This window comes from Vreelandella stevensii S18214 (assembly GCF_000275725.1).
Classification (GTDB): Bacteria; Pseudomonadota; Gammaproteobacteria; order Pseudomonadales; family Halomonadaceae; genus Vreelandella; species Vreelandella stevensii.
On sequence record NZ_AJTS01000036.1, the window covers coordinates 132121 to 146029 of the forward strand.

Annotated in this window: 13 protein-coding genes; 3 read left to right on the forward strand and 10 right to left on the reverse strand. The window is 58.4% G+C overall.

The genetic code is table 11. From position 1 onward, the window contains the following. Positions 1-70: 70 nt before the first annotated feature. Together dinB and HSS18214_RS0108540 are read right to left on the reverse strand one after the other, a co-directional pair. Positions 71-1117 carry a DNA polymerase IV gene (dinB, locus tag HSS18214_RS0108535; protein ID WP_016914873.1) on the reverse strand — a complete coding sequence of 349 codons (1047 nt, stop codon included), beginning with the start codon at positions 1115-1117 and terminating at the stop codon, positions 71-73. Between the two features lie 63 nt (positions 1118-1180). Continuing rightward, positions 1181-2674, reverse strand: coding sequence for a protein adenylyltransferase SelO (locus HSS18214_RS0108540; RefSeq protein WP_026001822.1), 1494 nt, complete (start codon positions 2672-2674; stop codon positions 1181-1183). Positions 2675-2783: 109 nt separating this feature from the next. Here HSS18214_RS0108540 and HSS18214_RS0108545 point away from each other — a divergent pair, with 109 nt between their 5' ends. Continuing rightward, positions 2784-3398: a DNA-3-methyladenine glycosylase gene (locus tag HSS18214_RS0108545; RefSeq protein WP_016914875.1), complete on the forward strand. Its 615-nt coding sequence runs from the start codon at positions 2784-2786 to the stop codon at positions 3396-3398. Here HSS18214_RS0108545 and HSS18214_RS0108550 read toward each other — a convergent pair. Next, complete coding sequence (locus HSS18214_RS0108550) at positions 3395-4261, reverse strand: NAD-dependent protein deacetylase (RefSeq protein WP_016914876.1); 867 nt, start codon at positions 4259-4261, stop codon at positions 3395-3397. The two genes, HSS18214_RS0108545 and HSS18214_RS0108550, sit on opposite strands and share 4 nt — an antisense overlap. Before the next feature lie 96 nt (positions 4262-4357). Here HSS18214_RS0108550 and HSS18214_RS0108555 point away from each other — a divergent pair, with 96 nt between their 5' ends. Together HSS18214_RS0108555 and HSS18214_RS0108560 are read left to right on the forward strand one after the other, a co-directional pair. Then, a complete protein-coding gene (locus HSS18214_RS0108555) occupies positions 4358-5530 on the forward strand; it encodes a UbiH/UbiF/VisC/COQ6 family ubiquinone biosynthesis hydroxylase (protein ID WP_016914877.1) in 1173 nt (390 codons plus the stop codon). Between the two features lie 77 nt (positions 5531-5607). After that, on the forward strand, positions 5608-6804 hold the full coding sequence (locus tag HSS18214_RS0108560; protein ID WP_016914878.1) for an E22 family MetX-like putative esterase: 1197 nt from the start codon (positions 5608-5610) through the stop codon (positions 6802-6804). Between the two features lie 25 nt (positions 6805-6829). Here the strand turns inward: HSS18214_RS0108560 and HSS18214_RS0108565 are convergent, their stop codons facing one another. From HSS18214_RS0108565 to HSS18214_RS0108595, 7 genes are all read right to left on the reverse strand, one after another. Next, positions 6830-7525, reverse strand: a complete 696-nt coding sequence (locus HSS18214_RS0108565) for an aspartate/glutamate racemase family protein (RefSeq protein ID WP_016914879.1) — start codon at positions 7523-7525, stop codon at positions 6830-6832. A gap of 728 nt (positions 7526-8253) precedes the next feature. Further along, positions 8254-8907 carry a DsbA family oxidoreductase gene (locus HSS18214_RS0108575; protein WP_016914881.1) on the reverse strand — a complete coding sequence of 218 codons (654 nt, stop codon included), beginning with the start codon at positions 8905-8907 and terminating at the stop codon, positions 8254-8256. Between the two features lie 64 nt (positions 8908-8971). Then, positions 8972-9913 carry a cation diffusion facilitator family transporter gene (locus HSS18214_RS0108580; RefSeq protein ID WP_016914882.1) on the reverse strand — a complete coding sequence of 314 codons (942 nt, stop codon included), beginning with the start codon at positions 9911-9913 and terminating at the stop codon, positions 8972-8974. A 46-nt stretch (positions 9914-9959) separates the two neighbouring features. Next, a complete protein-coding gene (locus HSS18214_RS19660; RefSeq protein ID WP_040460946.1) occupies positions 9960-10583 on the reverse strand; it encodes a PAS domain-containing protein in 624 nt (207 codons plus the stop codon). 137 nt (positions 10584-10720) lie between these two features. Further along, positions 10721-11692, reverse strand: a complete 972-nt coding sequence (locus HSS18214_RS0108590; RefSeq protein ID WP_016914884.1) for a ribonuclease Z — start codon at positions 11690-11692, stop codon at positions 10721-10723. 276 nt (positions 11693-11968) lie between these two features. Continuing rightward, positions 11969-12616, reverse strand: coding sequence for an MAE_28990/MAE_18760 family HEPN-like nuclease (locus HSS18214_RS18710; protein WP_081195301.1), 648 nt, complete (start codon positions 12614-12616; stop codon positions 11969-11971). Further along, a complete protein-coding gene (locus HSS18214_RS0108595) occupies positions 12613-13716 on the reverse strand; it encodes a DUF262 domain-containing protein (RefSeq protein WP_016914885.1) in 1104 nt (367 codons plus the stop codon). The genes HSS18214_RS18710 and HSS18214_RS0108595 overlap by 4 nt, the downstream gene beginning before the upstream one ends. Positions 13717-13909 lie beyond the last annotated feature (193 nt).

Genomic DNA, 13909 nt, shown 5'->3' on the forward strand with positions numbered 1-13909 from the left:
AGCCCTATCATACAACTGTTTTAACGCGAGCCCGAGTACCCGTCAATCCACCCAAGGATTAACCGGCTAATTAAAACAGCGAGAGCTGCTGGGCAGCCGTCTCTTCCGCCAACCGATACCCCACCCCCAACAGGCGCACGGGGCGTTCACCCCTGGCCCAGCCCACGTTCAGCAAGGTTTCGAACTGCTCCAGATCGGGCGCCGGGTCGGCGTGTTCGACGGTGGTTTGGGTAAAGTCGTTGAACTTCACCTTCACCATCAGCCCGCGCACGGCGGGGGCCGGGTCGAGGCGTGCGTAGCGGCGCTCCAGATCGCTGATCAGCTCTGGCAGCTCATGGCGGCAGGCGTCGAGGGTCGGCAAGTCCCGAGAGTAGGTTTGTTCGGTGCTGATCGACTTGCGCTCGCGGTGGGTCTTGACCGGTCGCTCATCTCGCCCGTGGCTAAGCTCGTGCAGCCGATGGCCGAAGCGACCAAAGCGCTCCACCAGCTCGGTCAGCGGCCGGGCGCGCAGATCCGCCCCCGTTTGAATCCCCAGTTCGGCCAGCTTTTCAGCGGTGCGCGGCCCCACCCCATGAATTTTTTTCACCGGCAACTGCTGCACGAAGGCGTCGATGTCGTCTGGCGTGATGACAAACAGCCCATCGGGCTTGCGCCAGTCGCTGGCGATCTTGGCGAGAAACTTGTTGGGTGCCACCCCCGCCGACACGGTAATGCCGACTTGCTCTTTCACCCGCTGGCGAATGGCTTCTGCCATGCGGGTGGCGCTGCCGTGATACTGCGTGACGTCCGAGACGTCCAGAAAGGCTTCGTCCAGCGAGAGCGGCTCAATCAGTTCGGTGACATCGCGATAGATGGCAAACACCTGGCGTGCCACGGCCTTGTACTTAGCCATATCGCCACGAATCACCGTGAGGTGAGGACAGCGTTTGAGCGCCTGAGCCATGGGCATGGCGGAGTGGATGCCAAACGCGCGGGCAGGATAGTTACAGGTGGCCACCACCCCGCGCTGCTCCACACTGCCGCCAATGGCAATGGGAATCTCCGCCAGCGCGGGGTTGTCGCGCATCTCGACCGCCGCATAGAAGCAGTCACAGTCGCAGTGAATGATTTTGCGCACAGGCCGACCTTGCCTCCGCCCTTACCTGTAAAAAAGCACAGTTTATCACAGGGTGTGCCGCCGTCACGTACCACAAAAAGTGCGCAGCACCTGCTCACTGGCCGTGGCAGGGGCTGCCAGTTGGCGCGCGGCTTCAGATTCATCGAAGGGCTGAGTGACCGCCGCGAGCAGCGTGTGGAAAGGCTCGAAATCACCTTCTGTTGCCGCGTCGATCACCGCTTGAATGCGGTGGTTACGGGGGATCACCACCGGGTTGGCGCGGCGCATGGCCTCCAGGCGCTCATTCTTTCGGCTGGCTTGCTGGGCGTTCTCCCAGTCGGCCAGCCAAGCCGCAAGGCCATCTGGCTGAGTGGTCAGCGCCAGCAGCGCCTCTTTTTGGGAGTGGGCTGGCGTGTCCGTGCTCAAGGCTTGGGCACCCAGCGTTTTGGCATAGTGCGTCAGCGCGTCGAACGTCGCGGTCATGTCCATGCGGCCCTGATGCATCTGGGTTTCCAATGCCTCCATCAGCGCCACGGCGTGATCGCTTTCCGGGGCAAGGCCCAGCTTGTCGGCATGCAGGCGGCGCTGTTCGGCGCCAAAACGAGCGGTAAAGCCGCGAAGCACCTCGGTGGCCTGCTCTACAACGGCCTCGCCCTCTTCCCCCATCAGCGGCAGCAGGGTTTCGGCAAAGCGGGCCAGGTTCCACTGGGCGATGCCCGGCTGGTGGTTAAAAGCGTAGCGCCCGCCCTGATCGATGGAGCTGAAGACCTTTTGCGGGTCGAACTGTTCCATAAACGCGCAGGGGCCGTAATCGATGGTGTCGCCAGCAATGCTGCAGTTGTCGGTATTCATCACGCCATGAATAAAGCCCAGGCTCATCCAGCGTGCCACCAGCGCCGCCTGACGGGCGGTAACGGCTTCCAGCAGGGCAAGGTACGGATCGTCAGCATTGGCCGTTTCTGGGTAGTGGCGAGCAATCACATGGTCGGCCAGCGCTTTCAGCGCGGCTTCATCGCGACGCACGGCAGCAAACTGGAACGTGCCCACGCGGATATGGCTGCGAGCCACGCGGGTCAGGATGGCCCCCGGCTCGGCCATCTGGCGTACCACGCGCTCCCCCGTGGTCACGGCCGCCAGCGCCCGAGTGGTGGGCACGCCCACGGCGGCCATGAACTCACTCACCAGATATTCCCGCAGCACCGGGCCAAGCGGCGAGCGTCCATCCCCGCCCCGTGAAAACGGCGTGCGGCCACTGCCCTTGAGCTGCACGTCCTGCCGCTGGCCCTGCTGATCCACCACTTCCCCCAGCAGCAGCGCCCGGCCATCGCCCAACTGAGGCACGAAATTACCGAACTGATGCCCGGCATAGCCCAGCGCTCTGGGCTCGGCCCCTGGCGGTAGCCGATTGCCGCTGAACCATTGGGCCAGCGTGGCATCGTCGGGCCGCGTTTGCATGCCTAGCGCCACGGCCAAGGGTTCGTTGAATGCGATCAGGTTGGGTTGCGCCACGGGCGTGGGCTGGCAGGCCGCCCAGAGCGGTTCTGGCAAGGTGGCGAACTGGTGTTCGAAAGTCAGCACGGGCAACTCCGCTGTTCAATGAATGGCCTACAGAATACCCTAGCAGCTTACTCAAGTAATGGGCGATAGCATGCCGCATAGAGACGCTTTAACCCGTATTAAATTACCGATGGAACAAGAGGCTTTCACTCCCCTGCCCCAGGCCTTCTACAATCGCGATACGCTGGAGGTCGCCCGCGACTTGCTGGGCTGTTTGCTAGTACGCCAGCTCGATGGCGAACTCATGGCAGCACGCATCGTGGAAACCGAGGCTTACCGGGGCTCGGAAGATTCCGCCTGCCATGCCCATCGGCGCCGAACCCCGCGCACCGAGGCAATGTTTGGCCCACCCGGCCACGCCTACGTGTATCTGGTGTACGGCATGCACTGGCTGCTGAACGTGGTGACACAGCCGGAAGGCAACCCCTGCGCGGTACTGATTCGAGCGGTAGAGCCGGTGATCGGCGAGCCTGCCATGCGGGCATGGCGCAGCGTGGCGGGGCGCAACCTCAGCAACGGCCCCGGCAAACTCACCCGTGCACTGCGTATCGACAACGCCCTCTACGGCCACGACATGACGCAACGCGACGACCCCACGGACGGGCTATGGATTTCACCGGGCGAACCACCCGGCGCCGTTGCCAGCGGCCCACGCGTGGGCATCGATTACGCCCAGCCCGCTGACCGCGACGCCCCCTGGCGGCTGTGGAGCGAGAGCAACCCTTGGGTATCTAAAGCGCGTTAAGCGTTCTGCAAGCAGGCCACTGCCTGCTCCAATACCGGCGTCAGCGGTGCGCGCCACTGGTGGGTCAGTAATGCATCGGCGCGGGTCACGCCCAACGACAGCGAGGCCACGGGCAAGCCCATGGCGTGGGCATCACGACAGAACCGGTAGCCGGAATAGACCATCAACGACGTACCCACTGCCAGCACCGCGTCGGCACGTTGCAGCGCCTCCTGAGCTGCCAGGCGCCGCGCCGGAGGAACCACATCGCCGTAGTAGACCACCTGCGGTTTGAGGATGCCCCGGCAGCGCGGGCAGTCCAATACTTTAAAGTTGGAGAAATCGGTTTCTAGATCCGCATCGCCGTCCGGCGCGTGGCGGGCCTCCAGCGCGGCGAAGGCGGGGTTCATGCGGGCCATTTCACTGTGCATGGCGTGGCGCATCATCTGGTAGCCACAGGCCATGCAGGCGACTACGTCTGCCCTGCCGTGCAGATCGATCACCTTTTTCGAGCCCGCCCGCTGGTGCAGCCGGTCAACGTTTTGCGTGACGAGAAGCTCCACGTGGCCCATGGCCTCGAGCTTCGCCAACGCACGATGCGCGCCGCTCACCTGGGCTTCACGCATGGCCTTGAAGCCTACCAGCGCTCGCGCCCAGTAGCCCTGGCGAACGGCGAAGGAACTCATGAAATCGCCGTGCTGCACCGGCGGCGGGCGCTTCCACTGGCCATCGGCATCGCGGTAATCGGGGATTCCGCTGTCGGTGCTTACGCCCGCCCCGGTAATCACCCAGAGTTTGGGGTAGCGCCTGATAAAGGCGGCCAGTGCTTCCCCGGCCACCTGGCTGCTCTCACGTTTTTCGACACTTTCCACGGCCTGCGTCAATGGATCACCCTAGGCAATACTGCGACAAGTCAACGATACTGTAGGACAATATAAGCACATGCAATGTGCCCTCGATAGCGGATTAAGGAGCCTCTCATGCAGTGGGATCACGAGATTGTCATTGTTGGTGGCGGCATGGTGGGCGCGGCCCTGGCGGCCAGGCTGGGCCAGGCGGGCATGTCGGTTGGCCTGGTAGAGCGCGCCAGCGCTCCCACGCCCCCCAGCGGCGATTACGACCTGCGTATTTCATCACTCAACGCCCGCTCGCTGGCGTTCGTGAAAGCCAGCGGTGCGGTCCTGCCGGGAGAGCGCTGCTGCCCGTTCCGGCACATCGATGTCTCCAACCTGGATGGCAGCGGTCACTCGCTGTTCTCGGCCCACGACAGCGGCATGAACGATTTCGGTATTTTCATCGAAAACCGCGCCCTGCAGTACGCCCTTTGGCAGCGCCTGGAGCAGCTTCCCAGCGTCACCTGCTACACCCAGTGTGCCCCGGTGAGTACGCTGGCCGCCAGCACCCATCGGCTGCTGGAGCTGGACAACGGCAAGACCCTCAGCGCCCGGTTGATGGTGGCCGCAGATGGCGCACGTTCAACCCTGCGTGAGCTGGCAGGCATCTCCACCAGCAGCTACGACTACCACCAGCGGGCGATGATCATCAACGTCGAGACCGAGCTGCCCCAGCAGGATGTCAGCTGGCAGTACTTTACCCCCAAAGGCCCGCTGGCCATGCTGCCGCTGCCCGGCCACCGCGCCTCGTTGGTGTGGTACGACAGCGATGAGGCCACCAAGGCCCGCGAACAGCTTTCCAACGACGCCCTGCAACACGCCATTGAAACCACCTTCCCCAAACGGCTGGGCAAATTGACCCGGGTGGTGGCACGGGCCAGTTTCCCCATCAAGCGCCAGCACGCCAAACGCTACATCGGCAAACGGCTCGCGCTGATCGGCGACGCCGCCCACGTGGTGCACCCGCTGGCAGGTCAAGGCTTGAACATCGGCCTGCACGACGCCGACACCCTGGCCGAGCTGATCATCAAAGGCCGTGACCCTGGCGACCACATCAGCCTGCACCGTTTCGAGTGCCACCGGCGTCTGGCCAACCAGGCGATGATTGCCGCCACCGATAGCTTCCACCACCTCTTCACCGGGGCCAAGCCGCTCCGCCAACTGGGTGATCTCAGCCTGCACCTCGCCGAGCGAGTACCGTTTGCCAAACGTATGATGATGCAGCAGGCCAATGGGTTGAATCCGTTCAAGGTGGGCTGAAGCTGACTATGCTGAGGGAGTGGCTGCGGAAAGCAGCCCTACAACAATCACAATAACCCCTCAAAAAAGGAAAGCGCATGCGACGCAAGCAACCATTCGCGCTAGTAACGACCGCCTCGTTTACCGGCCTTGGCCTGTTGCTAGCCACGCCCTTATGGGCCTGGGATGGCGTGGTCGAGAAGCAGCGGTTCGAGATCGAGAGCTTTACCACCCAGGGCGGCGAGACGATTCCCAACGTGGCGGTGGGCTGGGAAGCCTACGGCGAGCTGAACGAGGCACGCGATAACGCCATTCTGATTACGCACTTCTTCTCAGGCACCAGCCACGCCGCAGGCCGTTACGAGGCCGAGGGTGAGGCTACCGGCTACTGGGATGCCATCATTGGCCCTGGCAAGCCACTGGATACCGATCAGTACTACATCATCTCATCCGATACGCTGGTCAATTTGGGGGCGAACGACCCGAACGTGATCACCACGGGGCCTGCCACCCTTAACCCCGATACTGGCGAGCCCTGGGGCATGGATTTTCCGGTCGTGACCATCCGTGATTTTGTCGAGGTGCAGCGCGCCCTGCTGGAAAGCCAGGGCATTGAATCACTGCATGCGGTCATGGGCGCTTCCATGGGTGCCTTGCAGGCCATCGAGTGGGCCAGCGCTTACCCTGAACGAGTCGAGCGGTTGATTCCCGTGATTGGTGGCGGTGTGGCCGACCCGTGGCTGCTGGCCACGCTCAGCGCCTGGGCCGCGCCGATTCGCCTGGATGCCCGCTGGAACGAAGGCGACTATTACGACGGCGAACCGCCCACCGACGGGCTTAAAGAGGCGCTGAAGCTGGTGACGCTCAATGCCAACCACTGGCAGTGGGCCAACGAAGCGTTCAACCGCGACTGGGCCGACGACGCGCGCGACCCCGCCCAGGACATCACCGCCCGCTATGCCATCGAACAAACCCTAGATGACATCGCCGCCGCCCGTGCGGCGCTTTCCGATGCCAACCACCTGCTCTACCTAGTGCGCGCCAACCAGACCTTCATGGCTGGCTACGGCGACTCGCTGGAAGCGGGGCTGGCCGCCATCGAAGCCCCCACATTGATGCTGTATAGCGAGAACGACTTGGTCTTCGCCCCCGAGGGCGTACGCCGCACCGCCGAGCTGATCGAAGCTGACGGTACTGAGGTGACGCTAGAAACGCTGGAAGGCAACCGAGGCCACCTGGATGGCGTGGTGGCCATCGAGCAAGCCAGCGATACGCTGCGGGCGTTTTTGGAGTGACACAGCGCCTGGAAGTCCAATCTCGCTAGCGGCTTTCCAGCGCCCACTGCACCGCCTGCTCTGCATGGATCTCGGTCGTATCGAAGAGCGGCACGGGAGTGTCGGCCTGTTGAACCAGCAGGCCGATTTCGGTGCAGCCTAGAATCACCCCCTGCGCGCCGCGCTCGGCAAGCGCCTCGATGATCTCCAGGTAGTCGGCTTTGGCCTCTGCTTTCACCACACCCAGGCACAGCTCCTGGTAGATCACCGTGTGCACACGCTCGCGCTGTGGTTCGGTAGGCACCACTACTTCGATACCGTGGCGCTGCAAACGCTCGATATAAAACGCCTGCTCCATGGTGAACCGGGTGCCCAGCAAACCTACGCAGGTAATGCCCTGGCGCTGCAGCACCCGGGCGGTGGCATCGGCGATATGCAATAGCGGAATGGAGACCGCCGCTTCCAGCGGCTCGGCAACCTTGTGCATGGTGTTGGTACACAGCACCAGAAAATCGGCCCCTGCTGCCCCCACCGCGCTGCCCGCCGCTGCCAATATCTCGGCAGTCGCCTCCCAGTTGCCCTGATGCTGCAGCGCCTCGATGTCGGCAAAATCCACGCTGTACAGCACCACTTTGGCAGAATGCAGCCCGCCCAGCGCCGTGCGCACATGCTGATTGACGAGGCGGTAGTAGGTTTGGGTGGACTCCCAGCTCATGCCGCCGATCAAGCCGATGGTTTTCATGGATGCACTTCCACCTTTTGGTCACAAGAAAGAGAGTGTATTGCGAAGGCAGCAGACAAGGCTTCGGACTCTATCAGAGGCTCACATGCTTACCGCCATCCGGCACTTCGCAGTTTTAACAGTAGCGCCCATAACCGGCTGCCCCCCGCTGAGCTTAAAAGCAAAACGGCTCCCACGACCACGGAGGTCCCCCCACGCCCTAATAAGTAAGCGCTAGCGTTTGGCCGCTGTTGCGCGAGAAACTCCCCCAACAGCACCGTGCCAGCAGCGATAAAATAAATACCCATGAGCGCTGTCCCCACCGCCATGCAAGCTCGGGGGCTTACCAATACACCTGACCCTTGCGGCACCAGCCATCGGCTCAATGCCTCACGCCACAGAATAAGACTCAGCCCGATCAAACTATTGCTAAAAAAATGCACAAACTGAGCCATCAATACGCTTGAAGAAATGTCCTCTTGACCAGCCAGAGCGATCGACAGAGAAACGGCGGCATCCGGTAATGGACGTAGCGCTATCCATAGCCCCAAGAGCGCCAACAAGCTGGCCATCAGCGGGCGCATTTGCATCCTTGGCATCATGACTCCCTTACTCGTTGCATTGTTGGTTGTGAAAGCTCAACCTGGCTACTCCATATCTCCGGTAAACACGACGGTCAGCCAGCGGCGCAGACCTTCGTCGTCCACAAGATTCCGATGCCACATACTTCAGGCAGCGCTTCCCACACATTAGCCGCTGGCGTTTTCCTCGGCCACCTGACGCAGCGCATCGACCAGCACATCGGCGGGTTGGGCGCCGGAAATCAGGTAGCGGCCATCGAGAATGAAGCCCGGCACGGCACTGACGCCCATGTCCATGAAGCGCTGCTCTGCCTCACGCACTTCTTCGGTGTACTGGTCGGAGCGGGCGATGGCCTCGGCGGTGTCGCCGTCCAGCCCCACCTCGATAGCTTTTTCGCGAAGCACCAAGGGGTCGGCGGGATTTTTCGCCTCGCCAAAGTAGGCCTCGAACAGCGCCAGTTGAAGCGCCGTTTCCTGGTGCTGCGTGCCGGCCCAGGCCAGCACACGGTGCGCGGCGAAGGTGTTGTTCGCCCGGCGCTCCAGCGCGCCACGGAAATTCAGGCCCAGCGCTTCGGCGGCGGCCATGATCTCGCGCTGGGACTGTTCCATGGTGGCCGCATCCTTGCCGTACTTGCGGCACAGATGCTCCAGAATCGGCTCGCCCTCGGGCGGCATGTCCCGGTTCAGTTCGAAAGGCTGCCAGACCAGCTCGACCTCGATCTCGCCAGCCAGCACCTCCAACGCCTGCTCCAGGCGCCGATAGCCAATCGCACACCACGGGCAGGCCACATCGGATACCAGATCGATTCTTACCTTTTGCATGGGGTGTCTCCTTTGGGTTCATTCATCATGGGTAACATCCGGCAGTTATGGCCATGCCACTGCCTCAATCCGCCCACTCCAGGTCTCCGGTAAACACGACCGTCAGCCAGCGGTGCGGCCCTTCGTCGCCCAGCAAGTCACTGACTTCGTTACGCAGGGCATCCCATTCGCCAATGGTGCGCGGGAGCGCATCGGCGGGGACGATAAAATAGAGTTCGATTTCCCTGGAGCGACCCACCCGCGCAATATAGGCGCGGTAGGTGGTAAACCCGTGCTGTTGCACGAAGGCCTGTGCCACCTGATCCACATGCTGCTTCAAGGCGCTCGGGGTGACCAGGAAGATATCCGCCAGCGCGCGGCGCACGGTGGAAATCGGCAGCGGAATGATGATGACGCACACCACCGCCAGCACCGCCGGGTCGATGTAGGGCGACACCCACTCCCACGACGTGCCCTGCACCAGATAGCCTAGCGAGAACGCCACCAGCAGCGCCGCCGTGATGCCTGCCGACATGATCCAGCCCCGCACGTCCAGCCGCACGAAGTCAGAGCCGATACGGCGATTGGCACGGGCCTCCACGATAGCGGTGGCAACACACGCCACCAGGGTAATCACCGCATAAACGATTGCCCAGCCAAACTCCAGCTCGCGCCCGCCTTCCAGCAGGCTGCTGATGGCGTTGACCAGGGCATACACCGCCACGCCAATCAGCAGCGTGCCGTTGACCCCCAGCACCATGGGCTCCAGGTGCCAGAAGCCCACGGAAAAGCGCTCCCTCAGCTTGCGCGACAGCCCTTTCGACGACACGAACGAGGTAATCAGGTTCACCACCAGCAGCGAAAGCAGGCTCATGCTGGCATCCACCAGGGCATAGATGCCATCGAACATGATCGAAAACGACCCGGACATCAGGCCAAAGCCGATGCCCAGCCCCGCAATCACCAGCGTGACGGCGATGGACGTTCTCAGTACGCCGCTCTCGTCGCTCAGATCGAAACTACGCATGACGTTATCCCTTTCAGTGCGAAAATCCGCTCATCCTTCCGTTCTCTCAACCCTGCAGCTCTCTCAATTGCTTCATCAATCCCGTAATCACTTTTGCCGAGCTGCTGGTGTCATCCGCTAGGCGGCGCACGTGTTCGGCAACCACCGCGAAGCCTTTGCCAGCCTCGCCTGCCCGCCCTGCCTCGATCCCCGCGTTGATGCTGAGCAGTTGCAGCATCTTCAGTGAATGGGCAATTTTCTCGGTTTCGGTGGCAATGTCGCGGCTGATGGCACTCAGCTGCTCCTCGCTTTGCCGCCGCTGCTGAATGTCGGTGACCACCCCTTCCAGGTAGATGACGTTGCCCTCGCCATCTTTCACGGCACCGCCGTACTCGCTCACCCAGCGCAGGCGGCCATCTTTACAGCGCACCCGATAATCGGCTTGCCAGTTCTTGTCAGCGTCGATGGCGCGCTCGATGGCCTGATCCAGCCCTGGCGCATCCTCAGCGTAGATCAACGCCACGTAGGATTGCAGGCGGTTATCGATCAAATCGTCGATGGCATAGCCGGTCAGTTCCTGAACCCTGCCGCTCAGGTTCAGCATGGTGTAGTGCTCATCGTTGCGGCAGCGGTACAGAAACCCGTTCATGCGCGACGCGATGCTTTCATAGATACTGTCTTGCTCAGACATGCTGGTCATGGCCTTTCAAAGTGGAATGCTAGGGTACGCCCGCCTGTTCACCGGCGACTTAAGTCGTACGTATCTGCACAGCACTATGCCGAGACCGCACCGCCAAGTCCAACGCCAAACTCACTTGCAAGCAACGCTTAACAAGGCGGCTCGCGGGTTTGCTCGGTGACATGGCCCGCTTTATCCAGGTGGTACTCGCTAAAGTCCTGCGCCAGGAAGAGCGCGCCTGAGTAAACGCTTTGTGCCTCGCGTTGGATGTCCGCGATGGAAGGCACGGTATGGGAAATGAGCGGGTAGCGGGGGCTGAAGTGGGTCAGCACCAAGTGGGGCAAGCCGGCCTGCTCGGCAAACGCCGCCACCTGCCTGCCGTAGCTATGCCCTACCTCACCGGCTTTCTCGGCCATTGCTTCGGTGTAAGTGGCTTCATGCACCAGCACCTGCGCCCCGGCACAGGCTTGCGCCAACAGCTCGGGTTGGTCGTTGTCTCCGGCAATCACCACTTTTCTGGCGGCGTGTTTGAACAGCAGGTAATCCTGGCTGCGCAACGGCTTGCCCTCGAATGCCACCTCCCTCCCCTGCTTCAACTGCCCCCACAACGGCCCTCTGGGAATGCCGTGCCGATCCAATTTATCCACGTCCAAGGCGGCCTCCACGTTGCGCTCGGTGAACGTATAGGCGTAGCACGGCACGCGATGGGAAAGCACACTCGTTTCCACCGCCATGTTCTCGAACTCGATGCTGGGCAGGTCATCGGCGCAGATGAACTCCAGCGCGAAGGGCAGGCAGAGTTGGGTGACCGCACAGGTGGCTTCCAGCCAGGTTTGGATACCCTTGGGTGCCACAAGGGTCAGCGGCGCCGTGCGCCCACCCATGGCCGCACTGGCCAGAATGCCCGGCAGCCCGTAGCAGTGGTCGCCGTGCACATGGGTAATCAAAATGGCCTTCAGCGAATGAAACGACAGCCTGGTGTGCAACACCTGGTGCTGAGTGCCCTCCCCGCAATCGACCAGATACCAGCCCTTGCCCTTGCTCTCTTGCAAGGCGATGGCGGAGACGTTGCGTTGTTTGGTAGGCACACCGGCGGAAGTGCCGAGGAAAAGTAGGTTCATAACTTGCTCGTAACCACGCCTATACACTCCCTTTACAATTAAAACAATAAACATCATCCAGCCAAACTTAAACCACTGCACTTTTAAAATAACTAACAAACCTAACTAACCCCTATATACATACTGTAAATGCGGCTGATGCAATATGTGATTATAGCAATTAGCATGAAGACAAGAATAACGTTTCCAGCTGCACCCAAGGAACAGCTTTTATTAGCACTTTAGCGCAGCGAGTAATAAAAAATACGGTTTTTGACATTACATTGGAAGCAATTATTATGCACTTAGCTTATATTCTTCAAGCGAGACCGCATTTTCTATATCTGTCTTGTATGAACGTAGCAAATAAAGTATTTCATCTGCTAACTCTCGAAACCCTTCTGAGTCGACATCTAAATATTCACCATGCGCTATATGGTTTCTCCTGTTCAACAAACTCTCGTCGATGAGGTGGTACCTGGATTCATAACCTTGAGTATCAATACCAATGGACTTAGCAATATTAGCAAATACCTTTGAACTCAAGTTAAATTCAGTCCGAATCGCCGATTCAATTTTCAGCTTCGCTCTTTCATCAAGCTCATCCCGTAAAAAATCTAAAGTAGCGATAGAGACAGAAGAATCTTTAGAACTAACCAAATCATTAATTCTTCTTTTAACACCAAAAACTACAAAGCAAGACTTCAGCTCTCTATAAGTTAATGACTGTCCATTTACGTAGTCTAAGTAGTGCGTTGATGCGTTTTTTATAAAACCTTCCCAATGTCCATACAACAAAGGTATTGCAGCTCTGACGGCTGTGTTTCTGCTGAGCTTATCAGACGACCGAACAACAATCTTTAAATTTGCAATTTCTTTCAATCGCCATGAAAACTCACCATCCAAGATAGTTTGAAGCTGGTCAATCGTTCTAATTTTACTCATGGCTTGAAGAAACCTTTAGCCATTGGAAGGAGCTTTGAAAGGCGTGTTGTCCCTCTCACTCCTGCACCAGAATTTTTCTCGAAAACAGGGTCAGTCCAAAGCTCCTTCGCTCTAGAAATGACAAACTCCTTTTGATCGCTTCTACCCTGATTAGTAATTTCATCGATATTTTGAGAAACACCAAAGGCAATAGTTTCATAAAGTGACATTAAGAACTTCCCACTAAACTTATTACCATCCCAGCGTTTAAATGCTTTATCACTCAGTGACTCATTTAGCAAGCTGAATGTTTTATCGAACTCTTCCTCCTCTTTTTCCCAATCAATTTCTTCATTCTTAGATATTTCTACCAGCGCAGAGTCAAGGTACTCATGAACATCTAAACCATTTGTATAAGGGTGGTGCTTAAATGCAAAATATCTAAGAACAAGTTCAACCCCTGCCTGCTTTTCTACAGCGCTCTCTGTTTGATTTGTCGTTTCAACAAAATCATCATTTTTGGAAAGCTTAATCAAAAGATTATACAAATCAGGATTAATCATAACAGCGATACAATTTCTAACTTCCTGCTGTGATAGTTGTGCACCCCCTGTATTTAAACGCTGAAAAAGCTCATACTTGGCATTTTCATCACTTTCTTTAAGCAAAATCTCAACGCGTATCCTAGCCCGTTTCACCTGCATTTGCATCGATTTATCAATCGCAGCATCCCCGTCTACCCATACCTGCCATCGCTTATCAGATAGGCTTGGCAAAAACTTAGTCCCCTCAAGTGTACTGGGCTCTACTTTCTTGCCTTCTGGGTCTTTTAAAATCCCTGTAAACTCTAAAATAGTTGAAAGACGTTGAAGACCATCAATTAACTCCCAATTTCCATCTTTGTCCTGAAAAACGAAAATTGGGGGTATCGGGATGCCTAACAATATCGACTCAATGAACCTTGTTTTTCTAGTAATATCCCAACGAAATAGCCTTTGAAATTCAGGGTTTATCCTTAGCTCACCATCTTTATACAAATTCATGACCTCACCCAAGGACATATCATACCCGTCAGATACTATCTCTTTCCTAGCTGTCTTTATTTCTTTTTCGAGACTCATCAATATTCCTTGCATTTTCCATTAATTGATTTTAAAAACACTGGCTACCTGGAAGGCTACATAATTTTAATAAACCTGACCGCTCATTCATTGAGTGTTATGTAGCCACCTCAATCGACTCTACCCCACCGATTCGCCTGAAAGCAAAGAAAAAGTAGCCGGAACAGCCCAAAGTTGCACGCTGGCACGTTCT